Raw genomic sequence first — 26542 nt, 5'->3', positions numbered from 1 at the left:
ATGAACATCTTTAAGCTGATCATCGAGAGTTTTCGATTTGCATGGAGTGCACTCAAAATGAACATCCTGCGGACAACACTCTCCTTGCTCGGGGTTACAATAGGGATTTTCGCGATCATTGCGGTATTCACATTGGTAGATTCTCTGGAAAGAAGCATTAAAGACAGCCTCAGTTTTCTGGATGCAAACAACCTGGATATCCGAAGGTTTCCTTATGATTTTGGTCCAAATTTCAAATGGTGGGAATATATCAAACGACCATACACCAACTACGAAGAATACGAGTTTTTAAGAAAGAACCTGAAAAATTCAGAAGGCATTACCATTTTCGCTGTAGTTGGAGGTGAAACAGTAAAGTACCAAAGCAGCAGTTATACCAACGTCTCACTTTTTGGTATTGCCCACACCCATCAAGATGTGTATGACATGGCCAGTGATGTAGAAAAAGGCAGGTATTTTACTGCCGCTGAATCATATACGGCAAAGAATGTAGCTATGATTGGCCATTTAATCGCCGACAAGCTCTTCCCGAGAGGCGATGCAATTGGCAAAGAGATTAAAATCAAAGGACTGAAATATGTAGTCATTGCCGTATTTGAAGAAGAAGGTGAAGGCATTTTTGGTGATACAGGCAATGATGAAAGCATTTACATCCCCTACCTCTCATTTAAGAAGATTTTTTATTCAGGGCGCAATAGAGGCGTAGAGACGCTGGTGAGCGTAAAAGGATCACCGGAAGACTTTGGACTGGTAGAGCTAGAGGCAGAAATAACCGGCCTACTCAGAACTAAAAGAGGATTAAAACCCAAGGAAAAGAATAACTTCTCAGTCAACAGGCAGGATGCCATTATGAATATTATTGGCTCTACCTTCGATGTGATAGGCATTGCAGGCTGGGCCATAGGAGGTTTTTCCATCCTTGTAGGAGGATTTGGAATTGCTAACATCATGTTTGTCTCCGTTAGGGAGCGTACGCATATCATTGGTATTCAAAAATCTCTAGGAGCAAAAAATTTCTTCATTCTTTTTCAATTCCTTTTTGAGGCCATCTTCCTTAGTCTGATCGGAGGAGGGGTTGGGCTATTCCTGGTATGGTTACTTTCATTGGCCAGCCTTGGCAATCTGGATTTAGTGCTCACCTTTGGTAATGTAGTGCTGGGACTCGGTGTAGCTGGTATTATTGGAGTGATCTCCGGGATTGTACCTGCACTTATGGCTGCCCGTTTAGACCCGGTGATTGCGATTAGGACGACCGGTTAGGTTTCCGTGATTATATAAGGCTACTCCCGCAGGGAGTCTTTGGAAAACTCGAGGCGCTACCAATATTCAAAGGCAAAGATTCTTTGCTTTCAATGCTGATTACGTTTTTTCATTTTTCCATGGACTCCATTCTGGAGTAACCTTGACTAACGATGACATTTGAAGGACAAAGTCCGTCTTAATCCCTAACTCTTATATAATGATTCTGCACCAGCTGATTCAGATGAACCCTTGAAGTGACCAACTCAAACTTTAGCTGTTTAGGCAATTCTCCAAAAAGCGAAGTTCCTCCACCAAGCAGAATCGGTATTTGCGTCAAAATCATTTCATCAATTAAGTCTTCCCTTAGAAACTGTTGCACAGTGATACCCCCATCAATGTATAGGCGATGATATCCCTTTTGATGGATAGCATCTAAAACGTCTGACAACTGCCCTCCTATCAAAAAGGCTTTGCCTTCATATTTCCCAGGCAGCTCCTTTAGTGAATTGCTCAGGACGAAAACCGGCTTTTGATACGGCCATTCTACATCAAAACTGTCTACAGTTTCAAAGGTATTTCTACCCATCACCAACGCATCGATGCGATCCATGAAGTCATAATACCCCATGGAATCTCCCTCCGGATTGAGAACCATGTCCAGCCAGTCCAGCCCATCGGCTTTATCTGCGATGTAGCCATCCAGGCTGACGCCTAAGTAAATGCTGTTTTTGGGGTGCATGGGATGCAATATCATATGATCCTATAAAAAAACCTCACAAGAAGTGTATCATTTAAATAACTCTGATATTCTTTTTGGATCAAAATTCTTAGCTTTATTTAGTTATTCACACTAACCGCCTACAATTATGAAGAATAAATTCAAAAAGCTTGTTAATATCTCATATGAAGATTTTGGAGATTCTATTGCCAATAATGAAATTCAATTAAGGCCGGCTAGACTTATCCCTCTAGTTAAAGTTGGTGATGAAATGGCTTTGACTTCAATTTTTCTCTCAGCATTAAAATATGTTGATGAGTACAGGAATAGTTTTTTCAGCGATATTAAGCTAAGTAAAGCAGGGACGGCCCATTTTTATACTGAGGTATGTTTCCCAAAACTATCCAAGCATCGTTTTGATGGACTGGTTATTGTTGTCAGTGCTGGTAAAATTAAGGATGCAGCATTCTTTGAAATGAAGAATAAGAATAATGAGATTGATTCTAAGCAAATACAATCGTACATGGAGGTGATTAAGAGCATTTGTGCTGACAAAATGATCACTGTATCCAATCAATTTGCACCCAATCAGTCTCAGCTACCATATGTTATCAAAGGAATGTCCAAGATGAATAATTATCATTTTTCATGGACATATCTCCTGACCATTGCTCATTTACTTATAACCAAAAATGAAACAAACATCGAAGACAATGATCAAAATAACATTATGAATGAAGTGCTTCGGTATTTAGAAGCACCAGAATCAGGTGTTACTAACTTCAATAAAATGAAACCTGGCTGGAAAGAAGTTGCTGAGAGAATCATGTCTAAGAGTATTCTTAAACCAAAAGACGACAAAGTCATTGAGGCAGTAGAGAGTTGGGTGCAGGAGGAAAAGGATATGGGACTAATGCTTAGTCGCGAATTGGGAGTCATGGTAAAACTAGGTCGAGATTCAAAAAAATATAAGATAGACTCTGATATTAAGAAGTTGATAAAATCAAACCATCTTGAATCTAGGCTGAAAGTGATTGGTTCGGTATCTGAGATTTTGATTGAAGCCGATTTCACCTCAAGAACGGTATCTATGTCCGTTGAAGTAGATGCTCCTTTGGATAAAGGCACTAAAGGCCGATTGGGTTGGATCCTTCGCCAAATTGAGAGATGTAAACAAAAGTATGACAAGGAATTTGACTCAATTGCAAATGAATTATATGTTGATGCTGCAATTAAATATCGTAGCAATGGCGTCAGGCATAAGTTCTCTGATTTTGAATCATTTTATGAGCTTGAAAAATCAATAGAGATAACACAGTTCAAAATTCTTGTTATTAGAAACTTTGGAAGAAATTTTGAAAGTGTTCGGAAATTTGTTGAGATGATTGAATCAATGTTGCTGGAGTTTTATAAAGTCATAATTCAAAATTTATCTAATTGGGATCGACCTGCGCCTAAGCTTAAGAATGAATCGAACAGCTAACAAAAAAGGCAAGCCTGACAGCTCACCTTTCTCCTAATAAAAATCCTTCAAAACAAAAAAGGCTAGCCTCTAAGCTCGCCTTTCTAATAATTGATAAGTCGTCCCACCACTCCGAGTGGTAGGACGACTCGTTTAAGTTACCCATTCAGCTTCTCCTTAATCTTTTTCTCAAGCTCATCCATTAACTCAGGATTGTCTTCTATCAGCGCTTTTACCGCATCACGTCCCTGCCCCAGCTTGTTTCCATCATAAGAGAACCAGGAGCCTGACTTCTGAACCACATCCAGCTCCACGCCAATATCAATGATCTCTCCACTCTTACTGATGCCTTTGCCATACATGATGTCAAATTCTACCATTTTGAATGGAGGTGCTACTTTATTTTTTACCACCTTCACTCGTGTACGGTTACCCATCACATTATCAGCAGACTCTTTGATTTGACCTATACGACGAATATCTAATCGCACAGATGCGTAAAATTTTAGTGCATTACCTCCCGTTGTAGTCTCCGGGTTTCCAAACATCACTCCGATCTTCTCTCGTAGCTGGTTAATGAAAATACATGAGCAACCAGTCTTATTAATGGTACCTGTTAGCTTTCTCAATGCTTGAGACATTAAACGCGCCTGAAGTCCCATCTTACTATCACCCATCTCTCCTTCAAGTTCACCTCTTGGAACTAATGCCGCTACTGAGTCTATAACAATAATGTCCAATGCACCTGAACGTATTAAGTGTTCGGCAATCTCCAGCGCCTGCTCGCCATTGTCCGGCTGAGAGATCAATAAGTTCTCAGTATCAATACCCAGTTTCTCTGCATAAGATTTATCAAAGGCATGCTCTGCGTCAATGATGGCCGCCATCCCTCCTGCCTTCTGTGCCTCGGCAATGCAGTGCATCGCAAGGGTAGTTTTTCCTGATGATTCCGGTCCGTACACCTCAATGATTCTTCCACGAGGAATACCACCTACACCCAGCGCAATATCAAGGCTTAGTGAACCGGTTGAGATGGTAGGTACATCCATTACTTTCTCATCGCTGAGTTTCATGACGGTTCCTTTCCCATAGGTCTTCTCCAGCTTATCGATGGTGATCTGAAGGGCTTTCTGTTTTTCTGATGCGTCGGCCATATTTATTTGTTGCTGTAGTTTTAAAATCAGACAAAAATAGTCTTTTAGGCTTGAAGTAAAATGAAAATTGCTAAAAATATTAGGAAATATTTTAGCTTAAGTTTAAATTAAGAAAATAGTCATAATGCTTAGCCTATAGTAAGCACTTACACTTATCTAAGAAAATCGGCCTTCCATCGAAGGGAATCAACTCGCATCAGTTTTTTGAGTTTAATTTATGCAATAAACCGCCGGAAATATGACAAATGCTTTACTCATCAAGAATGAGGGGCTGATGTATTCAGTATCATTCCCCTCCAGAACTTCCCTGATTGATTTTATTGAATCGGATATTCAGCATACACGATCGTCCTTTGATCATAAAGTAATGATCTACGAGGATCAATTGGAAGACCTAAGATTATGGGCTGATACAAAAAATCTGGAGACATTAGAGTTTACTCCTGCTCAAATCAGCGCTTAATATCCAATTGAACACCCCTGGATACTTTTAAAACGAAGCTTAGATATTTCATCTACAAAGCTTCTTCATTATCTTGTCCATTTATTAACCTGATCAGTGATTATGGACAGTACCGGTTATGAACAAGTATATAAACAGCTAAAGCACTTAAAGACTGTCATCTCTTTTAAGAAGATGATGACCGAATCCAGCCTCAATGTTGTATATATGGGTAATGTGACCCAGGCAACTATTGATGGCATAACCGACATGATCTCAGAAGATCTAAGCACCCGCAATGAGAATAGGAGGGTAACCAAACGCGTCTATCATGTCATGATGGAATCTCTCCAGAATATTTGCAAACATGCAGATAGCCAGTCAGATGAAGAATCCAATTCCCTCGAACAAGGGCTGGTGAAAAAAGGGATTTTTCTAATCGGTCATAACGAAAACGAATATTTTATTACTACTGGGAACAACATCGATATGAAAAGCGCAGTAACGCTTCGTGATGTTTTGGACAATATCAATTCGTTGGACGCTGCAGGAATCAAACAACTCTATTTTGAAGCAATGGAAAACTCAGAACTTGGTGATACTGGAGGTGCCGGCTTGGGCTTTATCGATATTGCCAAGAAAACCGGCACCAAATACGAGTATTACTTTGAGCCCGACAGTGAGACCTCTTGTTTTTTTATCCTCACTATGCGAGTTGAAAAGGCCTCCGAATAATAGAGAACTGTTTTACGAGGGTTGGTTGTGCTATAGGCAAAATAATTTCCCACTCAAAAAAATCTAATTCATCGTTCTAAACTTCATAGACTTCCTTCGGGAGTGACATTAAATTAATACTTATTCTGGTGCAGAGAATTATCTCTGAAGGGAATCTATCTTAATCAGTAAACTATGAGTCGACCCCATTTGCCACCTGCTCTTCTTTCGGCACGTAATGGATCGCATAGATCATATACCCACCGAGTGCCGTTCCAATAGGAAACTTAAACAATAACAAAACTGCAGGTACGATTGCAAATTTCTTACCCCATGACTGCTGTGTCGAAAGTCCATAGCCGGAAACCAGAAATATCAGCGATGAAACTGTTTGCAAAATGGGGAACATGTAAAGTAGGTTTTCCGGAGGCCTAACTTCTAAAAATAATACGTCAAAATCCTTTACATCCAGCCAGAAGTCGCTGTGGCTGATCATATCCACGAAGAAAAATGTTGATATCGAAATAGGTACCAATATGAGACCTATTACAATAAAGATTTTACCAATGATCCGAAGGTTATTGTCGTGATTTTTTAAATCCATGAGTGAAAAAGGTTGATTTCATTACTATGCATTGCAAGGTATCTTACGATAAACAATAAATAAAGTTGTGGCATGCTAAAGAAACTCAGTTGGGCTGTCCTGATTTTACTTACCATTCTAATGATCATCTATTGGGACCTCATTACCTATGGATTTCAGCAGGCAAAAGGACAATTGGAAATAACATTCAATACCATTCCTGTGGAAGAAGTACTGAAAGACACCACTGTTGCAGACAGCATCAAACAAAAAATTAAGATTATACAGGAAACCCGATTATTTGCCTTTGATAAGTTAGGACTGCAAAAGTCCGAAAACTACACGTCTTTCTACAACCAGGAAGGCGAGGTAAGTCTGTGGAATCTTTCCGCATCGCAGCGCTATGCGCTTGAACCCAAGCTATGGACACTTCCTTTCCTTGGTTCATTCCCCTATAAAGGATTTTTCGACTTAGATCGTGCAAAGAATGAAATGCAAGAGCTGAAAGAAGGTGGCTATGACGTACGCATTCGCCCAGTGAGTGGCTGGTCTACCTTAGGCTGGACCAGTGATCCAATCCTTTCCAATATGCTTGCGAGATCGGAAGGTGCTCTCGCTGAATTGATTATTCATGAACTCACTCATTCGACCATATTTGTCAAAGATCAAATAGAATTAAATGAAAACCTTGCCTCATTCATTGGAGAACAAGGTGCCATACAATTTTTAAACGAGAAGTATGGCAAAAACTCAGCCTCTTACTTTGAATACATTTTATCTGAAGATGATAGCAAAACATTTCGAAATCAAATGCTGCTTGCGACCGATAAGCTTGACTCACTTTATCAATCCCTGGAAGGAGCCGATGATTCGGTCAAAGCAGTGAATAAACACATCATGATAGACCGTATCATATCCTCAATAGACACCCTACATTTTCATGATTCCAGATACTATCAAATATTTAATTCTAGCCGACCAAATAACGCTTATTTCATGTCATTTCTTAGGTACTATTCCTCCAAAGACTCACTCAAAACGATATTTGTAAAGGATTTCAATTATGATCTAAAAGCATTTATTCAAGGGATGAAAGATTACCATAAATAAAAAAACGCCAGAGGAATACTCTGACGCTTTTTGGTGAGGAGAAAAATAAAAAACTAATAATTGACTGCTGCATCAGCGTTAAGTGTTCCCCATCCAAATGAAGAACTACGATTCGGATAAAGGTCAGCAGTGTATTTCATTTTATTCAGGACCTGCTCCCGAGACATTCCCGGATTTTTAGCCCATACCAATGCTGCAATTCCTGCCGCAGTAGCAGTAGCAACGGAAGACCCTCCTACTGTGGATGGTTGGTTGCCGCTCATTGCAAGAGATAGTGGGTGATTTTCAGTTCCTGTTCGCTCCATAATCACAGTAAAATCGACTTTGCTTCCTGAATGACAAACATCACATCTGGTGTAGCCACTCTCCTTGATTCCAGTAACGGCTACTGTTTCATTCATAGATGCTGGGAAGATCACACCATACCAGTTAGTCCAACTGGTGGAAGTGCCTGCAGCAGCAAAAATCAGTTTTCCTTTGCCGTAGGCATACCTCACAGCATCAGCAACCTTGGAATTAGAAAACACATCCCCAATGGACATGCTAATGATTTTAACATCGCTTCTGTTCCCTAAGAATACAAGAGCATCAGAAACTCCCGTTTTTTCTTTTCCTCCGTTTATCACCACATCTCCGGTACCTCTTACTGAGACAAGATTTGCATTATACGCCACTCCTACTGACGATCCATCCGTACTTCTGGGAGCTGCCATTACTCCAGCCATAGCAGTACCATGACCACAATCATCATCTGGCCCATCAGGATTAGCCCACCACCACCATGAGCTGACATAAAACCCATATTTATTTACGGATCTTCCACTTGAGTAACCGGAATTGAAGTTGCTGTTTAGGTTGTCTTGGTTTGGTGAAATGCCCGTATCAATTAATCCAATACCGATACTACTTCCTGTACTTGAACTCCATGCATTGACTACATTGTTGGCATATAAATGCCAGGAAGCCTTGGCTCCCGGTGAAATATTAGTGTAGTCTGAACTTGGAATGCCATAGTTAGCATCATTGCTACAACCCTTACTGCTTTCAATTCTTCCATCATCAGTAACAGGGAAGTCCACTTCATAACCAAGTGGTTCTACATACCGAACGTTATCAAGAGATCGGAAATATTTTACAACTTCCAAACTGCTGACTTTTAAATCAATAAAAGGCAAGACCTCATGTCTTCTGATAACTACTCGATCTTCATCAAGATCCGGATTCTGGTTTTGCATCATCAGGATAGCATCATCAATGATTCTATCAGATGCTGATATCCAGGCTTGTTGCTGAATGTCTATTTCTGAAATTCTTCCATTGATATCGGACTCTCCCGCTGGTTGATACCCTAAGGTCAATACAGAATCACCGTGGATAAGGGCACTCCAAAGCATTTCATCAGATGCCTCACTCCACTTAAATTCATCATCTTCCTGCAGAGAGGAGATAATTGTTTTGTCAATTTCAGACTTTGCAATTGGATCTTGCTGATCAATTAAAGGGGTTACGCTGGTTTCTTCGTTACATGCTAGCAATAGAAATCCTAGCAACACCAAGCTGATTTTAGTGTGTTTCATTACGATTAGGTTAAGGTTATTAAACATATCACTCAACATGCGAATTAGTATGCATGCAGAGTATTTGTTTTCTAAATTAATTAAAAAATAAGAATAGACCTTTGTGTTCTTCTGCTTTCATGGGTTTTTGCAGAAGATTTACCTGATATAATTTCAGCTTTACCAAATTGTTACTTTTTTAACATACAGATGATTTCTGAGTAATTTTGAATAATGTTGAAACATATCAATTGATACAGAAGAAACTAAGCATAGAGTCACTTCTGATTTACCAAATTGTAAAGAACGATTTAAGAAAAAGTTACTTATACAATCACCTCTAAATAATGGCTAAAAACAATCAAAAAATTCTTGTAGTAGACGATGAAGCAGATATCCTGGAATTGCTAAAGTACAATCTTAGTAAAGAGGGTTATGAAGTGAAGACTGCCGTTGACGGCATCAAAGGCGTTGATATAGCAAAAAGTTTTGTGCCCGACCTCATCTTGCTTGACATCATGATGCCAAAGCAAGACGGTGTAGAAACCTGTCGTCAAATAAGGGAACTGCCGGAAATGGCGAATACATTCGTGATTTTTTTAACTGCACGATCAGAAGAATACTCCGAAGTTGCTGCCTTTGATATGGGTGCTGATGATTATATCACTAAACCTATCAAACCAAGAGCCTTGGTTTCCAGAATCAATGCACTATTCCGAAGGGAATCAAAAAAGAAGAAAGAGTCCAACACCATCACTGTTGGTGATTTAGTGGTAGACCGCACCAGCTACACGGTGAAGAATGGTGAAGAGAAGATATCTCTTCCTAAAAAGGAATTTGAACTACTATACTTCCTCGCTCAGAATCCCGGGAAAGTTTTTAGTCGGGATGAGCTCTTACAAAACATATGGGGCACTGATGTTTACGTATTGGCCAGAACTGTTGATGTGCACATTAGAAAGGTGAGAGAAAAGATCGGTAACGATCACATAACTACCGTTAAAGGTGTAGGTTACAAGTTTGACGCTAATTAAAAACTTTCTCTAAATGCAGTTTAACTCGAGAGCCATCGCTTTATTAGTTGCACTATGTGTTGCGGCTATAACCACTGCATTTTTGTACCTGGTTCCGAACATCACTACCACAGCAATCATCATTGCTTTCTTACTTGGATTTTCATCTTCCTATATTCTGGTGCGGTTAGTGCTTGAGTTTCTGTTTTTTCGGCAGATTGAAACCATCTATGAATCACTTAAGAAATTAAAAGAGAGTGAGGTAACTCTCCGAGGAAGAGCATCATCGATCAACCCTTTAAAAAGGATCAATAGAGAAATTTCAAACTTTGCGAAAAGCAAGGAAAAAGAAATCGAAGAACTAAAAGAGCGAGAGAACTTCCGGAGAGAATTTATTGCCGATGTTTCACATGAACTAAAGACTCCAATTTTTGCTGCCCAAGGTTTTGTGCACACCTTGCTGGATGGCGCTATTAATGACAAGGAAGTAAGAAAGAAATTCTTAAAAAAAGCAGCCAAAAGTCTAGACGCATTGGATTTACTGGTTCAGGACATTTTAACTATCTCTCAGATTGAATCCGGTGAGATTAAAATGCATTTCGAAAATTTTGACATGCGAGATATGTGTAATGAGATACTAGATCAACTGGAGGGTAAAGCTGAGAAAAAAGGAATTACGCTAAAGCTTTCAAAAAAATATAAAGATCCGATTATCGTAAGAGGAGACTACCGAAGGATCTACCAGGTAATGCTCAACCTCATCTCAAATGCCATTAAATACACACGTAAGGGCGGGGAAGCTAAAATAGCTTTTACCGATATTGACAATTCAAAAATCAGGATTACGGTAACCGACAATGGAAGAGGCATTCCAGAATCTGATATTTCCCGTATTTTCGAGCGCTTTTATCGCGTAGAAAAAAGTAGGTCACGTGAAAAAGGTGGAACAGGACTGGGCTTATCTATCGTGAAGCATATTCTTGAGAGCCATAATTCAGAAATATTCGTGGAGAGTGAGTTTAAAGTGGGATCTAAATTTTACTTCGATTTAGATAAAGCAAACTACATTGACAAAGTAGATCAAGGATGGGAAGAGGAAGAATACTATGCATAAAAACATAAAAAACATTTCATTCAATGATCTTATTGTATCCGAAAGCGATGATTACATCCTTGTAAACAAGCCTCCCTTTCTAGCCAGCCTGGACGATCGAGCCAATAATATCAATTTATTATCACTGGCAAAGTCTATAAATGAAGACTATCAGATTTGCCATCGATTAGATAAGGAAACATCAGGTATTGTTGTTTTTGCAAAAAATGCCGACGCTTACAGGAATTTTGCCATGCAGCTTGAAAACAGGGAGGTGAAAAAAGTATACCATGCGGTCATTCATGGCCTGCACAAGTTTGAAGATTTCGAATCAGATGAGCCACTCCATACTACGTCAACAAAATCACGAGTGGATTTCAGAGCAGGAAAACCTGCTTTCACCCTGATCAGCACACTTGAGTTATATAAAAAACATTCACTTGTAAAGTGCTTTCCGGTAACGGGAAGAATGCATCAAATACGTGCCCATCTGGCACACCATCAAGCGCCGATAATCAACGATCCAGGATATGGAGGTGATCCTGCCTTTCTTTCTGAACTAAAAAGAAACTACAATCAAAAGAAATGGGAGGAAGAAAAGCCGATGATCCAACGAGTTGCATTACATTCGCATCAGGTTGCATTTAGAGACTTAGAAGGAAAAATTGTAGAGGCTGAGGCGGACTACCCTAAAGATTTCGCCGTGTTACTCAAGCTCTTAAGGAAATTTAATTAGAGCACCGGGTTTGTTTTCTCGAAACAAACTTCTATTTTTGTGTCCCTTTTTCAAGAGGACAGATTTTGACATTATAAAATCAATATAAAATTGGATACTAACAGCTTTAAAACTGTATCATTAAACAGTGCAACTGTAGAAAAGAATTGGGTGATCGTAGACGCTGATTCTCAGATACTTGGTAGAATGGCAAGTGAGGTTGCTAAAATGATTCGAGGCAAACACAAGCCATCGTACACTCCACATGTAGATTGTGGAGATAACGTTATTGTGATCAATGCTGATAAAATCAGATTAACTGGCAGCAAGTGGACCGACAAGCAATATGTTCGTCACACAGGATATCCTGGCGGTCAGCGCATTGAAACTCCAAATAGCATTAAGGCAAAGTCCTCTACTATTTTAGTGGAAAAAGCAGTGAAAGGCATGTTGCCAATCAACAGACTTGGACGACAGCTTTTCAAAAATTTATATGTATATGAGGGTGCAGAGCATCCACATGCAGCTCAAAAACCAAAAGAAGTAAAACTATAAACCTGAATGGACAGAATTAATACCATAGGGAGGAGAAAGACCTCAGTAGCTCGTATCTATATGACGAGCGGGAAAGGTGTAATAACCGTAAACGATAAGGAACTTAACGTTTACTTCCCTTCCGAAATTCTTCAAACCATCGTAAAGCAACCGCTAGCAAAAGTGGAGCAGGATGGAAATTTCGACATAAGTGTAAACGTAACTGGCGGTGGACCTGCCGGACAAGCCGAGGCAGCCAGATTGGCTATCGCTCGAGCGCTTACAGAGGTAGACGCTGAGTTTAGAAGCCCGCTTAAATCCGAAGGATTCCTAACCAGGGATTCCAGAATGGTGGAGCGTAAGAAGCCAGGTCGAAGAAAAGCAAGAAGAAGATTCCAGTTCAGTAAACGATAATTTTGAGATGCAAAAACTAGAACATAAAGATCTATTGGATGCAGGTGTTCATTTCGGACACCTTACCAGAAAGTGGAACCCTGCCATGGCTCCTTACATTTTCATGGAGAAAAATGGCATTCACATTATCGACCTTCACAAAACATTAGTGTGTCTTGATGAAGCTACTGAAGCAATGAAAGCAGTGGTTCGATCCGGACGTAAAGTAATGTTCGTAGCTACCAAGAAGCAGGCTAAAGAGGTTGTAGAGCAAGAAGCGCAGCGACTAAACATGCCATACGTTACAGAAAGATGGCAAGGTGGTATGCTTACCAATTTCGCAACAATCAGAAAGTCATTGAAAAAAATGGCCGGTATGGAGAAGTTGATGAAAGAAGAAGCTTACCAAAACATGGCAAAGCGTGAGCGATTGATGGTTAGCCGTGCGAAAGATAAATTAGAGAAAGTACTAGGTGGTATTTCTGATCTTAACAGATTGCCTGCTGCACTTTTTGTGGTTGATATCAAGCGAGAGCACATTGCAGTAGCTGAAGCACAAAAATTAAACATCCCTGTTTTCGGGATTGTTGATACAAACTCTGATCCTACCAAGATCGACTACCCTATCCCGGGTAACGATGATGCTTATAAGTCAATTAAATTGATCACTAGCTACATCGGAAAATCTCTTGAAGAAGGATTAGCAGAGCGTAAAAAAGATAAAGAGGAGCAATCTCAAGCTGAAGAGCAAGCGGCTAAAAAAGCAGCTGACGAAAAGTCTGAGGTAGCAGAATAAAATTTATTACCATAGAATCTTAACATAAAGATTGAACATCGTCTATTTCGGTGTTCAATTTTTGTTTGTAGAATATTAAAACCAAGAAATAAAATGGCTATTACAGCACAAGACGTAAACAAATTAAGGCAAATGACTGGTGCCGGCATGATGGACTGCAAAAAGGCGCTAACAGAAGCAGAAGGTGATTTTGATAAAGCAGTAGAGCTTTTGAGAAAGAAGGGACAGAAAGTATCAGCATCAAGAGCTGACAGAGAGACTTCTGAAGGAGTAGTATTTGCGAAAACAAACGACGCTGGAACTGAGGGAGCACTCATCGCATTCACTTGTGAGACTGATTTCGTTGCTAAAAACGATGAATTTGTAAAACTTGGGAATCAAATTGCTGAAGCAGCATTTGCTGAAAAACCAGAAAATATTGAAGCGCTAAATGGCCTTAGCTTAGGTGACCTTACTGTTGGTGAGAAAATCGTTGAGCTTACTGGAAAGATTGGTGAGAAACTAGAAGTGAAGGCTTTTGAAGTACTTACCGGAGAAGCTGTAGTACCATACATTCACATGAATGGTAAACTTGGTGTGATGGTAGAGTTGAAAAATGTGAACGGAGCTGACGTAGAAGAAGCTGGTAAAGATGTGGCAATGCAAATTGCAGCAATGAACCCGGTAGCTGTAGATAAAGATGGTGTAGATCCTGCAATCGTAGAAAAAGAGATCGAAATCGGAAAGGATCAAGCAAGACAGGAAGGTAAACCTGAAGAAATCATAGAAAAAATCGCGATGGGTAAGTTGAACAAGTTCTACAAAGAGAACACCTTACTTAGCCAGGCTTTTGTGAAAGACAATAAACAGTCGATTGCTCAGTACCTGGATTCAGTGTCTAAAGGATTGACAGTGTCTGAGTTCAAGAGAGTTTCTATCGGATAATCCGAATAAAACATCATAAAAAGCCATTGGACAAATTGTCCAATGGCTTTTTTTATACCCTATCGGCAATGGGTGTGACTTTTCGGGATAACCTGATTCATCGAGAATATCAGAGGTAAGGTACCAATGATGTGGTGATTCATCGATCTAAATCAACTTCTAAAAGTGACAGTAGTTTAAGTAAGTATGAATTAAACGAATACGTTTAACTAACCCTAAAAGCTATGAACAATCACACTAATTACGTTGAACACCGAATTCTCACTAGAAAGTTTATCAAAACAGGCACTTTGGTGCGCATCGCATCCTTAGGAATTGCCTATTTGGCTATCCTGGCTATGTCTTTTTAAGATTTAAGCACTTTATAAGCCTCCATTCCTAAATTTTTCACTAAGTATTATGCTTACGTGTATCTAGGAGTAACTCACATACCGAATGCGAGGTGATATTCGGACTTTTACATAAAGAATGTTATGGACAAACAGGTGAACTATATCGATCCGGCCGTACTTACTCGCAAGTTTGTGAAAACCGGAACTTTAGTAAGAATCGCATCGCTTGGCCTTGCGTATCTTGCTATCATAGCAATGTCAATATAAGGGTCTTTTCAACCAGCAAGACCTGACAAGCCAAGGATAACTATGCCTTGGCTTTTTTTATTTAGTACTATTTCAGCACTTATAAGCCTAATCTCCCCCTATTCCCGCCTCATGATTTCGAAGTTGTAGCTTTGGATCTACCACAAAAGTAGAGTCCTGAAACTCAACATCTGTCAACAAGCCTGAAAGGTCAGGCTGTCCGGCCTTCACCCAACAACTAAACCAAAAATCACCTACCATCTTGATGGAAGACCTCATCCTTCGCTCAACCATACCGTTTAATCTCCGATGATAATCTCTTGAAAAATCATAGGAGTAGGTTCTGATGGTAGAGTTTCCTCGCTCCTCATAGCCATATTTCTTCGATTCAGGATATTTTATTGTTAGTTGCTTTTCAAATAAAAGTACCGAATCAAGTGCTTCATGCGCTTTCACTACCGCATCCCAGACATAAAGCTGCAAATTTTCAACGTATTCTGCTTTGCCAGTCAATAGATCATAGTTTTCAGCAAACAGTTCCGGCAGCCTCGACTCCCAAAACCCATGGATGCCATACTGTCCGGTAAACTGACCATTGTAATTTTCTGTAGTATGGAGAGGCACATTGGCATCAGCAATGTAGTGTCCCATATCAGAGGAGAGTCTTAAAATCTGATCTGCATTTTTATCTTGAAACGCTTTGATCAGCCAATAGGACATACGGTTTACATGGTATGGCACTATTCCATACGCTTGAAGCGTGTCTTCCGTGTATTTTTCAACCGCATCATCCCAATATCGAGGCATTTTGTATACGGCAGAATCACCATAAATATCTATATCAATGTAGTGTTTTGGTGCCTCATTCTTTACAGCATATCTTCTCATGTCCGGATTAACCGCCTTATCAGTGATATACTGAATGTTTTGCTTATAGAATACGATCATCTCCGGGGGTAGTGTAAAAACCGCCAAACGATTGATTTTTCTATGTGCAAAGAACCCCCAGCTTTGGGAAAAGCAAGGAAAAACCAGTGCAATTAGAAGTAGCAGCAATCTCATTTAATGAAATTAGAAAAAAATGAATAGCTTAAAACACCAATCACAATTAAGTTTTTAAGATGTATAGAATTTTGCTACTATTTAGTATCGCTCTGCTTGGTTGCACCTCCGAAAGTCCATTCACTGAAAAAACATGCAATGAATCTGCCGGACACATGGTTTTTAAGCCATGCAGAGAGCTCACTTACATGGCTAAATTTTGGGACACTGAAAATAATCTTATCTCTGAGAGTAGAGTTTGGATAATGGCAACAGGAAATGCCTGGGAATTTTCTGACAGACAAAATGAGTTGCTTATCGCCTATGAATTCGACAGCACAGATGTGGAACGAATCAACGAATATGCTATAAATAAAGGGTTAAATGATAGATTATGGCAGAAACAAGAGGCGACAGGAGTGATTGAAAATGAGAATCAAATTTGGATGCATCCATTCAGATCCAATCAGTACAATTTCACTGAAGTGGCACCATTCCCGAGTATTCGATTGCGAATCGAGCCCGGTGTGCAATGGTCAAGTACCTTAAGCATCTACGATGGCTGGGGGGACTGGGCCAATTCAACATTGACAAATAATTACGAAATCGTCGGTTATGAGGAAATTGAAACACCCTTTAGCTCCCTCGAAGCGTGGCATGTTGACTCATACACATCAGCGCCATTCGGTATATCGACACATAATTTTTGGTTTCATCATGACCTGGGTTTTGTGAAAATGATCATTCACAACTATGCCGGTCAAACATTGCAAATAGAGCTAATCGACGTAAAAGACAGCTAAGCAATAAATTCCACTACAATAGCCATTAATGCGCCAGCTAAACTGATTAGAATCTTATTTAAACCAAAGTGGTGTTCGGGACTTGCTTCTACAAAAATGGTAGTGGAAATATGAAGAAAGCTGCCGCAAACAATAGCAAAGACAATGAGAACAACATCTTCTGACATCAAGATAAAATCGCTTAATATCAATCCGATTGGTGATGCCAGACTAAACAATACTAGCAGGTAGATTGCTTTCTTACCAAGTCCCTGCATAGTGGCCATCAGCGCAAATGCTGCCGGCATTTTATGTAAGACGATTCCAAGCAATAATGAATAAGACTCGTGCTTTTCATGGAATGGTGAATCATGCGTTAACAATGTTCCTTCCAGTAAACTATGGATCATTAGTGCGGTAATAATGGAGAACCTGCCTCCTGTTGAAACCGCCTTATGCGTGTGTACATGTCCATGTTCTACTCCTGAAGAAAAATACTCCAAAAACTGCTGCATGAAGAATCCTATAAGCACATAAAGTCCAATAATAGAAGGCTCATCGCTTAGAGAAAACAATTCAGGTATGATGTGGATGATAGTGATCGCAAATAAATACGACCCGGCAAATATCAATGGAAGCCGAAGGTTGTTTTTAAGCTTCGGAACAAGGTTTATGCTTAACCCTCCGAGTATTGTACAGCCAATAAGAATTATTAAGGTTAACGTCATTTTTGATTAGGTCGAAATACGCAGAATGTGATAACTAATACTTTAAATGATTAATTCCCTCCTGCTTTATTCATTTCCAAAAATGGTCGAATACCTTCGGAAACAAAACTTTCAATTCCATTTTCTGAACGATAAATCAGAATTGCATCCAGATTCTGAGCCTTGAGTATTTCTTTAGAATAATCTAATCCAAGCACCATAAATGCTGTAGCGTACGCGTCTGCCATCATGCAATTTTCTGCAAAGACAGATGCACTTAACAAGTTATGTTTTGCGGTATATCCGGTTCGCGGATCTATGATGTGAGCATAGATCTTCCCCTCTTTCTCATAATAGTTGCGATAATTACCAGAGGTTGCTAGTGACAAATCTTTCAGCCTTACAATTGCCATGAGTTCTTGCTCATTAGACGCAACCGTTGGGTCTTCAATGCCTAATGCCCATGGTTTCTCCTGATCATTTTTCCCTCTACACCTTACCTCTCCTCCTATTTCTACCATGTAATTGTCGATATCTTTTGATTCCAATAACTCGGCTACCGCGTCTACCGCATAGCCTTTGGCAATGGCACTGAAATCCAACTGAAATTTTGGTGGAAGTGATACTTTTTCCCTATCAAACCTCACTTTTCCAAATCCAATTACGCTCTTTAAGGAATCTACTTTTGTTGAGTCCAGGTTTGGAATCCTTTTATCCGGACCAAACCCCCATGCTTGCACTAATGGGCCTATACTTGGATCAAACGTGCCATTGGTGTTTTCATAAACTTCCTGACTCGCCTCTAATACTGGCAGAAAAAAATTTGATTCATAAGTCAGCGTTCCTTGTTTATTTAATCTTGAAATCTCAGAGTCCGGGATGTAAGTTGAAAGCGACTGATTAAAATCTACCAGCTTTTGGGCAATCATTTGATCCAACCCATTAATCTCACTATCCACATATTTCACATTGTAGATAATTGTTCCCATCGTTTGCCCCTGAATGTGATGTAAACCCGGTGAATCCCTTCGTAGGTATGAGACGATCAAAAAGGTCATCGCAAGTCCAATACCAAAAATAATTAGTCGCTTTTTATTCATTGCCTTTATCTTAATCGCAAAACTAAATCAATCGCCTTCAACCGCATTGTAGATTATATTTGAGGCTGATGAGAGAAGACTACTTACAAGCAGACGGAGATGGAATGGAATCCACTGAAAAAGAAATTGAAAAGGCATTACGGCCTCTCTCTTTTTCTGATTTTACCGGGCAAAAGAAGGTAGTCGAAAATCTGAAGATTTTTGTGGAAGCTGCCAAGCAGCGAACCGAACCCTTGGATCACGTATTACTACACGGTCCTCCGGGTCTTGGTAAAACCACCCTCTCATTCATTATCGCCAATGAATTGCAGTCAAACATCAAGGTAACTTCGGGACCTGTGTTAGATAAGGCAAGTGAACTAGCCGGACTTCTCACCAACCTTGAGCCACACGATGTGCTGTTCATTGATGAAATCCATCGACTGAATCCGGTTGTTGAGGAATACTTATACTCTGCGATGGAGGATTATCGCATCGACATCATGTTGGACTCAGGCCCAAATGCCCGTTCTGTTCAAATTGAGTTAAATCCATTCACACTCATTGGGGCAACTACACGATCGGGTCTATTAACCTCTCCGCTACGCGCACGCTTCGGCATCAATGCGAGGTTGGAATACTATGATTCAAAACTGCTCACAAAAATTGTTGGTCGATCTGCAGATATCCTCAATTCCATAATTGACGAAGAGGCTGCATTTGAAATTGCTCGGCGAAGTAGGGGCACCCCTCGGATTGCCAACAACCTCCTTAGAAGAACCCGTGATTTTGCTCAAATTAAGGGTGATGGCTCAATTACACTGGATATCTCAAAAGTGGCGCTTAAGGCACTGGATGTAGACGATCATGGATTGGATGAAATGGATAATCGAATCTTGTCAACCATCATAAATAAGTTTAAAGGTGGACCGGTAGGATTAGGCACCATTGCTACAGCATGTGGTGAAGAATCGGAAACCATAGAAGAAGTCTACGAACCTTTCTTAATCCAGGAAGGGTACATCAAGCGAACATCCAGAGGTAGAGAAGCCACTGAATTGGCTTATAAACATTTGGGAATTTTACCACCCTCACAAACCGGGTCGTTGTTTTAATGGTTTAATTTTTGTGAATTGTTAATCATAAAAGATTTCCAAATGAGAATAACGAGCGTACTACTGATTTTGACCCTGACATTAATTGGTTGCAAAAGTGACGATCCAGCTCCTGAACCGGGACCTTTAGTTTTAGCCAATGCAGCTATATTTTGGGTAGATGCTCAAGACGATGAAACCTATGAACTAGGCGATCAGATGGGTTTTGTCACATTCGCTTTTCAAGATGGAGTAACAACCTTTAAGCTAAGAGTAAATGGCATGGAGCCAAATACAGCTCATGCCATGCATTTGCACATGGGGACACTAGAAGAACCCGGAAGACATTGGAATCAAGGGAAATTTGTTGCTTTTTGTGAAGTAAAAAGTATGGGGAGGCTTTGGCTAAAACCTTTCGCAGGGGATGTTGGAAATATCCAGGTGGACGATAATGGTGATGGTGAGTTTGAGCTACAGACAGATCTGTGGAGCGTTGGCACACAAGATGAGACTGACATATTAGGCACGGTATTATTTATTCATCATAAATCTCAAGATTTCGCAAATGAATGTGATCCCAATCACAAACATGAGCCAGGTGCTCATATGAACGCCAAAATTGCAGGTGGCACTGTCACGCTAGCTCCAACCATTGGCATTTAGATTGAATAGTGTCCGCATGAATTCTGATTCTATTGCCAGCTAGCAGTTTACCAAACATTTTGGATACTACATTTGTCATGTGGCTCATTCAAACCATAAAGCATTCATCAAAAGCATAGCGTCCGACTTAGGTTTTTCTTTTTGCGGTATTTCAAAGGCTGAATTTCTGAAAGATGAAGCCCCTAAGGTCGAAGAATGGCTATCCAGAGGCTATCAAGGAAAAATGGGCTATCTCGAAAATCACTTCGATAAACGATTAGATCCGACCAAGCTCGTGCCAGGTGCAAAATCAGTCGTCTCGCTGGTTTACAATTATTATCCCGAAAAAACCCACCAATCAGAGGATAAACCGAAAATTGCAAAGTACGCTTACGGACAGGATTATCACTTTGTGATCAAGGATAAGTTGAAGACTTTCATGAACAGAATTCAGGAGGAAATTGGTCAAGTAGAAGGCCGGGTATTTGTGGATTCTGCCCCCGTGCACGAACGAGCCTGGGCGGCCAAAAGTGGACTTGGGTGGGTCGGAAAAAATTCATTGCTTCTTAATCGCGAGATGGGAAGTTTTTTCTTTTTGGCCGAGTTAATCATCGATCTAGAATTGGAACCCGATGGTCCGATGAAGGACTATTGTGGAACTTGCACAGCTTGTCAAGATGCCTGTCCAACAGATGCGATTCCTGAACCTTACGTTGTGGATGGCAGCCGGTGTATCTCCTATCTGACGATTGAATTGAAAGATGAAATCCCAACCGAATTCAAAAACAAAATGGAAGGCTGGGCTTTTGGTTGTGATATTTGTCAGGATGTATGCCCATGGAATCGATTTTCAAAACCACACGCCGAACCCGCCTTCAAGCCACAGGGCTGGGAAGAGTTTTCAACTCAGGAGTGGCAAGAAATGACGAAAGAGGTATTTCAAAAGGTGTTTAAGAAATCTGCTGTGAAACGAACAAAGTTTGAGGGATTGAAAAGAAATATCAAGTTTATTGAAGACTAGAAGTATTCCTTGCATATTCGGATGGCTTCACTCCGAACTCATTCTTGAAAAACTTGTAAAAAGTTGTCTTGGATTTAAAGCCTGATTGATTTGCTATGGCTTCCATTGTTAGTTTATCAGCTACTCCATCATCCAGTAATCGTTTTGATTCATTCACCCTTAACTTATTAATCAGGTTGTAAAAAGTAACATCCAATTCCTCACTCAATACTCGAGATATTTTTTCCTCCGAAACTCCCATTAAATCTGCCAGGTCTCTGCGGCTAAGCTCCGAGTTGGTGTAAAGCTTTTTATCGTGCAAAAGTGTAAGCAACGGGTGCGAGTTACCTCCATTCTTTGATAGTGTAGGAAGTTTATTGCTATACTTATTGGGTGCCATCAAATTGCGATAGCCAAGAATGAAAAAACAGGAAAGATCCATGAGCCAGAAAACGAATTGCAATTCAAATGACAGCAAGGAAGGCATGAAAAAGTCAACGGCGTACAGGCACATCCACCTGAAGAGCACAAAAATCAAAAAATAAAATGCAAACTGATAAAATCGATAGGTAGCGTTTTGCTTGAGCTGCGATTTACGGACGAGCAGGTAAATCTGTGAAAAACAAAACGCACTGAGAACAATCCCAATTCCCTCATAAATGAAAAATTCTTGCCGATCATCTAACGGAAAGTAATACCCCCCACCCTCGATTAATGCTGTTACCCACTTATACAATTGATAAATGGTGTCAGCTACTCCTGGTATAAAGAATAGTTTGTCTCTAAAAGTGAATGCTTCATTTCCTCTCGTAATTGATTGGGCAAAGAAGTAAGCAAGAGTTGGCAAAAAATAGAGAGAAGGAATCCATAAAGGTGGCACATCATAATGCGCTGTTATGGATGGAATGACGGTCCAATTTGCCACATAAATACTATAGCCTAAGACAAAAAAACCGAGAAATCTTCCAGGCCGTCTAAACCTTCCAGGCAAACCAGACAGAGTTATAAGAAGAATGAACCCATTGATGAGTCCTAGAAAAATAATCAGCTGATAGGTGTTGAATAATGGCATCCGGTTTTGTTCACCTGAATGTGAACGGACAAATTACGAAGAAAATTCTCAAAATTGTTGACCAGATTTGTCTCAAACAAGCTTCGACAAAAGTATGCGTATTAATATCCTGTTCATTTTACTTGCCATCTCCATGATCGGCAGATCTCAGCAGCCATTAACCTCTCAAATGATAGAGGAATCTGCCTTTCGCTTCTCGCTTAATGCAGAAAACCAACTGGAAGGAGAAGCCAGAGAAAAATGGCTGAACTGGGTTGGAGATAATCAATATGTTGGACTTGCAGAAGTCCACAATTCTGCTCAATTGAGCTTCTTTACCAAAGCTTTACTCAATGTTTTAGATGAAAAAGGGTTCGAGCATTTCGCCATTGAAATGGGTCCCAATTCAGCTGGAATTTTACAGGAAATAACCGAAAACTCTGATGAGACGCTCAATGGCATAAAAGAATTAAACAGAAAATACGGGAAAAAAGGGCAGTCCAAAACACCTATGATCTTCGCAAATAAGATAGAGGATGCTGTTTTTGTAGAAGAAGCCGCTAGACTAGGGTTCACCTTCTGGGGCCTGGATCAGGAATTCGCTTATTCCCACGAAATGTTGATTGATCATCTGCATGCAAATAGTGGCTTACAAAATGAGGCCTACAAACAAGCTTACCAGGAAGCTAAATCAACCATCAAAAAAGTCATTTACAAAAACAAATACAAAGGGCAATACATCGATTGTTGGTATCCCGAAAGTAAGGCACTCAATCACTTTTTCAGCTTTCTTGAGGATTCTACAAGCCAAAAAATCATAAGTGATCTAAAGACCAGCTGGGATATTTATTGCAAATCAGCGACCGGTCAAGGGAGCAACCAGCAGCGAGCTGATTACATGAAACAGAATTTTGAAAAATACCTGGATCAACACGGTCCTAAGTCAAAAGTGTTTTTAAAGCTGGGAGGCATACACCTCACTCATGGTCTATCTCATTTTAGAGTGAATGATATGGGTAAATTCCTGACAGAAAAAGCTGCTTCAAATAATACTGAATTACTGAACATCCGCCACCTGATCACCTATCGAAACGGAAAAAGCAATGTGGGAAAAGCTGCATGGAAAAACACCTCGTTGTTCCTTGAGGTTGGCTCAAAAGATCAATGGACGGTGGTTGATCTTCGACCTTTAAGGGAAAAGCTACAGCGAGGAGAAATTACAACAACCAAAAGCTATGCGTTTGAACTCATGAGTTACGACCTGCTATTGATTTCTCCTGATGACCAATATCCAAAAGTTAATTATTGACTAGACTGGATGTCCAAGAGCTGTTCTTTAATTCTATTTAATCGCTCTCGGCTCATCACAAACTCCGTTTGCCCTTCATCCTTCATTCGGAGAATATATTTATCATTTTCCCAGAAGGAATAATTCAGTACCCATTCCAGGTTTACGATGGTGCTTCTGTTGATTCGCAAGAATTGCTCAGGATGTAGCTTCTCTTCTAGTTGTGAAATATTTTCTTTTAGGCGGTACTTTTCCGATTCTGTGACTGCAAAGGTTTTTCGGTCTTCGCGAACAATCCACCGAATTCGCTCTACATCCAAAAAAACCTCACCAAAATCATCAGTTGCCCAAAGTCGTTCCTTCTTTTTCCGATTCTTCTCTTTGATCAGCGTGGATTTCGTTTCGTTCAATTGCTGATTATATTGAATGATCAGGTTCACATTTAATATCCCATAGCCAAACAGCAATGACGGAAATAGGTAAACAATGTAGAGTTGGGTGCTGTAAAAATATTCGTCGAAGTATTCTGACCAATCCGGATCAGGAAGTGAGTGATAAAGAAAGCGAACCGTCAGGGTAAACGGAGCAAACACAAAAAAAGCCAGCAATAGAACAGGGAGAAATTTCAGCTCATAAAGCAGTATTTCCCTGGGTTGCAACTTGATCTGATTCAGCGACCGAAACTGTGCATACTTTCTGATTAGAAAGAAAATAATTGCGACCGTAATACACTCAATCAGCATCTGATCGATAAAAACAAAGCGAAACAAATTAGACCAGGAAAAATATTCGCTCTCCGTCCACCCCAGATTTTCAGGGTGGAAATAAACCAGCACCTGATAGATCAATACCACCACGGCAGAGGTGAGAATCACTGCTTTCCAGTTTTTGAGCAAATCATAGTTGAGCGATAGCCACATAGCTGTCAGATTTCAGACGTCAATATAGTGGTTTCAGACAATCCCGCCCTTACAGCCTATTTCGAAATACTCCGATTTCAGACAATCAAAACCGGAATTGAGACAACATTCTAACAATGCGATTTTAAACCAAGCGTGATTTGAAGAAAAACAAACGCAATGAAAACAATCATAACACTCCTCTTTGCAATAACCAGCAGCTGGTCAATTGCTCAGAAAATCAACGTTACAATTATTGGTACTGCCCACAGCTTTAATAAAGACTACCAGCCGTTGCAAAGCTTTAATGAGGCTCAATCATTCATTGAAGAACTAAGCCCGGATATGATTTGCATTGAGGCTATTCCAATAACTGATACTGCCAGCCTTAAAGAAATCTGGCCCAATACGATGAAGAGAGCCGATCGACTAAGAGATACATTGAAAAATACTGAGTCGAGTCATGATAATCTGCCTAATCATGGAAACATTGATTTCTGGACAGCATACAGTGCTAATAAAAAAATAATGAAAGGCGCAAAGGCTTATGCAAGCTATGATTTCTGGAATGGCTATTATCAATGGTTCCAGGTCTTGAATGATGGAGATTCATTGGAATATTTTTCCAAATACTATCGTGACCAGTCAAAATCAGAGTATGGCCTCATTGTGTTTCCGGCAGCTCAGGGATTAGGAATAGATCACTTATATGGGATCGACTACCGGGATGGTGAAAAGGAATTCCTTGCAGCAAATAGTAAGGTGATGAAGAAGCTTTTCTTCAGTTTAAAATGGAAGCCGATACGTGTTTATCTCAAAACCCAGAAAAAGTATAAGAAGGCAGAAAAAGCTGGAAAACTCATCGAATTCATTAATAGTGACGAATTTCAAGATGCATTTTCAAACCTGATCGATGATCTTCCCAACAGACTTCCGAAATCGGAAGAAGCCCAGTTCATCAAAGACTATTGGTTAAATCGAAATGAAATAATGGCCAATCGAATTATTGAAACGGCAAACGCAAATGGTGCTCAAAACATCCTCCTGACAGTAGGTAGTGCGCATGTCACGCACATCAAACGATTCCTGGAAGCAGAAGGTCATAATGTCACCACATACGGTCAAATACTAAACACTCAAAATCAATAATCATGGAAGAGATCATGCAATCAAACGCGTTTTTCATTATACCACTCACGATCGCTTATATGAGTATTTGCTTATTGTGGTTTTTACTCAACAAGAAAGGGTGGTCATGGGAGGTTGATCCCATTCAGTCACCTTACCGTCCATGGATTGATTTTGGAATAGGCATAATCGCCTGCATAGGTGTGATGGGAGTTGGGCAGCTATTCTCAGCAGGCTACCTGATTCCAAAAACAGATAGCCCATTCATGAATCAGGCATTCATTTGGCCTTTGAATAATGTGATCATTTTTTCACCCATATTTTTGGCGTTGGTCATTCGTAGGCAATCACTCAAAACGATTTTTATTTCCTCAAATGGAATTCTTCTGAAGTTGGCATATGGTCTTATTGCTTCAGTTATTGGAATCGTTATTTTCACAGGAATCAGAGGAGAGTGGGCACGCATTCCGGAGATTTTCACCTCCTCGGTACAATTGAAAACGTTATCCAATTTTCCAGCTATCTTCTTCGAAAACGTGGCACTTGCGTTCCTTTTCGTTCGACTGAAGTGGGCCGCAGGAATCAAATGGGCAATCGGAATTCCTGCAGTACTTTTTGCCTTCGCTCATGTGCCAGGCTCCATTGCCGAGGGAGATCCTATAAGCCATATCGTCACCTTCTTCTTCCTGACTGGTGGATTAACCACATTCATTTTGTACACAGCATACAGAAGCAGGGATATCATTTGGCTTGGAGTAGTGCATTATCTGATGGATGTGGTGATTAAAGCTGTGTAAGAATTTT

General features: G+C 40.1%; 29 protein-coding genes. 20 read left to right on the top strand and 9 right to left on the bottom strand.

Features of this window, described 5'->3' with window-relative positions:
- The gene (locus tag ACQK2H_RS04390) at positions 1-1260 is read left to right on the top strand and encodes an ABC transporter permease (RefSeq protein ID WP_425390258.1); all 1260 of its coding nucleotides are present in this window, start codon (positions 1-3) and stop codon (positions 1258-1260) included.
- A gap of 178 nt (positions 1261-1438) precedes the next feature.
- On the opposite strand, the gene ACQK2H_RS04385 is transcribed toward ACQK2H_RS04390, so the two are convergent.
- Positions 1439-1981, bottom strand: a complete 543-nt coding sequence (locus ACQK2H_RS04385; RefSeq protein WP_425390257.1) for a dihydrofolate reductase family protein — start codon at positions 1979-1981, stop codon at positions 1439-1441.
- 127 nt (positions 1982-2108) lie between these two features.
- Here ACQK2H_RS04385 and ACQK2H_RS04380 point away from each other — a divergent pair, with 127 nt between their 5' ends.
- Positions 2109-3443, top strand: coding sequence for a hypothetical protein (locus tag ACQK2H_RS04380; RefSeq protein WP_425390256.1), 1335 nt, complete (start codon positions 2109-2111; stop codon positions 3441-3443).
- A gap of 137 nt (positions 3444-3580) precedes the next feature.
- Here ACQK2H_RS04380 and recA read toward each other — a convergent pair whose 3' ends face one another.
- A complete protein-coding gene (gene recA, locus ACQK2H_RS04375; RefSeq protein WP_425390255.1) occupies positions 3581-4576 on the bottom strand; it encodes a recombinase RecA in 996 nt (331 codons plus the stop codon).
- A 238-nt stretch (positions 4577-4814) separates the two neighbouring features.
- On the opposite strand from recA, the gene ACQK2H_RS04370 reads away from it, so the two are divergent.
- Entirely contained in the window at positions 4815-5039 is a 225-nt protein-coding gene (locus ACQK2H_RS04370) for a hypothetical protein (protein ID WP_425390254.1), read from the top strand.
- Positions 5040-5141: 102 nt separating this feature from the next.
- Entirely contained in the window at positions 5142-5753 is a 612-nt protein-coding gene (locus ACQK2H_RS04365; RefSeq protein ID WP_425390253.1) for a SiaB family protein kinase, read from the top strand.
- A 172-nt stretch (positions 5754-5925) separates the two neighbouring features.
- Here ACQK2H_RS04365 and ACQK2H_RS04360 read toward each other — a convergent pair whose 3' ends face one another.
- Positions 5926-6336 carry a hypothetical protein gene (locus tag ACQK2H_RS04360; RefSeq protein ID WP_425390252.1) on the bottom strand — a complete coding sequence of 137 codons (411 nt, stop codon included), beginning with the start codon at positions 6334-6336 and terminating at the stop codon, positions 5926-5928.
- Between the two features lie 72 nt (positions 6337-6408).
- On the opposite strand from ACQK2H_RS04360, the gene ACQK2H_RS04355 reads away from it, so the two are divergent.
- Positions 6409-7425 carry an aminopeptidase gene (locus ACQK2H_RS04355; RefSeq protein ID WP_425390251.1) on the top strand — a complete coding sequence of 339 codons (1017 nt, stop codon included), beginning with the start codon at positions 6409-6411 and terminating at the stop codon, positions 7423-7425.
- A 53-nt stretch (positions 7426-7478) separates the two neighbouring features.
- On the opposite strand, the gene ACQK2H_RS04350 is transcribed toward ACQK2H_RS04355, so the two are convergent.
- The gene (locus ACQK2H_RS04350) at positions 7479-9002 is read right to left on the bottom strand and encodes a S8 family peptidase (protein WP_425390250.1); all 1524 of its coding nucleotides are present in this window, start codon (positions 9000-9002) and stop codon (positions 7479-7481) included.
- A gap of 326 nt (positions 9003-9328) precedes the next feature.
- Between ACQK2H_RS04350 and ACQK2H_RS04345 the strand changes: the two genes are divergently transcribed.
- The 8 genes from ACQK2H_RS04345 (at position 9329) to ACQK2H_RS04310 (ending at position 14799) form a co-directional block, all read left to right on the top strand.
- The gene (locus ACQK2H_RS04345) at positions 9329-10015 is read left to right on the top strand and encodes a response regulator transcription factor (RefSeq protein ID WP_425390249.1); all 687 of its coding nucleotides are present in this window, start codon (positions 9329-9331) and stop codon (positions 10013-10015) included.
- A gap of 13 nt (positions 10016-10028) precedes the next feature.
- Positions 10029-11108 carry a sensor histidine kinase gene (locus ACQK2H_RS04340; RefSeq protein ID WP_425390248.1) on the top strand — a complete coding sequence of 360 codons (1080 nt, stop codon included), beginning with the start codon at positions 10029-10031 and terminating at the stop codon, positions 11106-11108.
- Positions 11101-11823, top strand: coding sequence for an RluA family pseudouridine synthase (locus tag ACQK2H_RS04335; RefSeq protein WP_425390247.1), 723 nt, complete (start codon positions 11101-11103; stop codon positions 11821-11823). Before ACQK2H_RS04340 ends, ACQK2H_RS04335 begins: the two co-directional genes overlap by 8 nt.
- A gap of 90 nt (positions 11824-11913) precedes the next feature.
- Positions 11914-12357, top strand: coding sequence for a 50S ribosomal protein L13 (gene rplM / locus ACQK2H_RS04330; RefSeq protein WP_425390246.1), 444 nt, complete (start codon positions 11914-11916; stop codon positions 12355-12357).
- 6 nt (positions 12358-12363) lie between these two features.
- Positions 12364-12750, top strand: a complete 387-nt coding sequence (rpsI, locus tag ACQK2H_RS04325) for a 30S ribosomal protein S9 (RefSeq protein ID WP_425390245.1) — start codon at positions 12364-12366, stop codon at positions 12748-12750.
- A gap of 7 nt (positions 12751-12757) precedes the next feature.
- Positions 12758-13525, top strand: a complete 768-nt coding sequence (rpsB, locus tag ACQK2H_RS04320) for a 30S ribosomal protein S2 (RefSeq protein ID WP_425390244.1) — start codon at positions 12758-12760, stop codon at positions 13523-13525.
- A gap of 93 nt (positions 13526-13618) precedes the next feature.
- On the top strand, positions 13619-14449 hold the full coding sequence (gene tsf / locus ACQK2H_RS04315) for a translation elongation factor Ts (RefSeq protein WP_425390243.1): 831 nt from the start codon (positions 13619-13621) through the stop codon (positions 14447-14449).
- A 224-nt stretch (positions 14450-14673) separates the two neighbouring features.
- On the top strand, positions 14674-14799 hold the full coding sequence (locus ACQK2H_RS04310) for a hypothetical protein (RefSeq protein WP_425390242.1): 126 nt from the start codon (positions 14674-14676) through the stop codon (positions 14797-14799).
- 336 nt (positions 14800-15135) lie between these two features.
- On the opposite strand, the gene ACQK2H_RS04305 is transcribed toward ACQK2H_RS04310, so the two are convergent.
- Positions 15136-16089, bottom strand: a complete 954-nt coding sequence (locus ACQK2H_RS04305; RefSeq protein WP_425390241.1) for a zinc dependent phospholipase C family protein — start codon at positions 16087-16089, stop codon at positions 15136-15138.
- 59 nt (positions 16090-16148) lie between these two features.
- On the opposite strand from ACQK2H_RS04305, the gene ACQK2H_RS04300 reads away from it, so the two are divergent.
- Complete coding sequence (locus ACQK2H_RS04300; RefSeq protein ID WP_425390240.1) at positions 16149-16871, top strand: hypothetical protein; 723 nt, start codon at positions 16149-16151, stop codon at positions 16869-16871.
- Here the strand turns inward: ACQK2H_RS04300 and ACQK2H_RS04295 are convergent.
- On the bottom strand, positions 16868-17578 hold the full coding sequence (locus ACQK2H_RS04295; protein ID WP_425390239.1) for a zinc permease: 711 nt from the start codon (positions 17576-17578) through the stop codon (positions 16868-16870). The genes ACQK2H_RS04300 and ACQK2H_RS04295 overlap by 4 nt on opposite strands.
- 50 nt (positions 17579-17628) lie before the next feature.
- Positions 17629-18657 carry an FAD:protein FMN transferase gene (locus tag ACQK2H_RS04290; protein ID WP_425390238.1) on the bottom strand — a complete coding sequence of 343 codons (1029 nt, stop codon included), beginning with the start codon at positions 18655-18657 and terminating at the stop codon, positions 17629-17631.
- Positions 18658-18725: 68 nt separating this feature from the next.
- On the opposite strand from ACQK2H_RS04290, the gene ruvB reads away from it, so the two are divergent.
- From ruvB to queG, 3 genes are all read left to right on the top strand, one after another.
- Positions 18726-19751 carry a Holliday junction branch migration DNA helicase RuvB gene (gene ruvB / locus ACQK2H_RS04285; RefSeq protein ID WP_425390237.1) on the top strand — a complete coding sequence of 342 codons (1026 nt, stop codon included), beginning with the start codon at positions 18726-18728 and terminating at the stop codon, positions 19749-19751.
- Positions 19752-19793: 42 nt separating this feature from the next.
- A complete protein-coding gene (locus ACQK2H_RS04280) occupies positions 19794-20393 on the top strand; it encodes a superoxide dismutase family protein (RefSeq protein ID WP_425390236.1) in 600 nt (199 codons plus the stop codon).
- A 79-nt stretch (positions 20394-20472) separates the two neighbouring features.
- A complete protein-coding gene (gene queG, locus ACQK2H_RS04275) occupies positions 20473-21393 on the top strand; it encodes a tRNA epoxyqueuosine(34) reductase QueG (protein ID WP_425390235.1) in 921 nt (306 codons plus the stop codon).
- Here the strand turns inward: queG and ACQK2H_RS04270 are convergent.
- Complete coding sequence (locus ACQK2H_RS04270) at positions 21380-22444, bottom strand: helix-turn-helix domain-containing protein (protein ID WP_425390234.1); 1065 nt, start codon at positions 22442-22444, stop codon at positions 21380-21382. The two genes, queG and ACQK2H_RS04270, sit on opposite strands and share 14 nt — an antisense overlap.
- Positions 22445-22538: 94 nt before the next feature.
- On the opposite strand from ACQK2H_RS04270, the gene ACQK2H_RS04265 reads away from it, so the two are divergent.
- On the top strand, positions 22539-23732 hold the full coding sequence (locus ACQK2H_RS04265; RefSeq protein WP_425390233.1) for a hypothetical protein: 1194 nt from the start codon (positions 22539-22541) through the stop codon (positions 23730-23732).
- Here ACQK2H_RS04265 and ACQK2H_RS04260 read toward each other — a convergent pair.
- Positions 23726-24631, bottom strand: coding sequence for a LytTR family DNA-binding domain-containing protein (locus tag ACQK2H_RS04260; protein WP_425390232.1), 906 nt, complete (start codon positions 24629-24631; stop codon positions 23726-23728). The two genes, ACQK2H_RS04265 and ACQK2H_RS04260, sit on opposite strands and share 7 nt — an antisense overlap.
- Positions 24632-24790: 159 nt before the next feature.
- On the opposite strand from ACQK2H_RS04260, the gene ACQK2H_RS04255 reads away from it, so the two are divergent.
- Entirely contained in the window at positions 24791-25759 is a 969-nt protein-coding gene (locus tag ACQK2H_RS04255; protein WP_425390231.1) for a DUF5694 domain-containing protein, read from the top strand.
- A 2-nt stretch (positions 25760-25761) separates the two neighbouring features.
- Positions 25762-26535 (top strand): CPBP family glutamic-type intramembrane protease, encoded by a 774-nt coding sequence (locus tag ACQK2H_RS04250; protein WP_425390230.1) that lies wholly within the window; start codon positions 25762-25764, stop codon positions 26533-26535.
- Positions 26536-26542: the final 7 nt, after the last annotated feature.

Origin of the sequence: Ekhidna sp., from assembly GCF_965228795.1 — a bacterium.
Classification (GTDB): domain Bacteria; phylum Bacteroidota; class Bacteroidia; order Cytophagales; family Cyclobacteriaceae; genus Ekhidna.
This window is presented reverse-complemented; position numbering and strand designations above follow the sequence as displayed.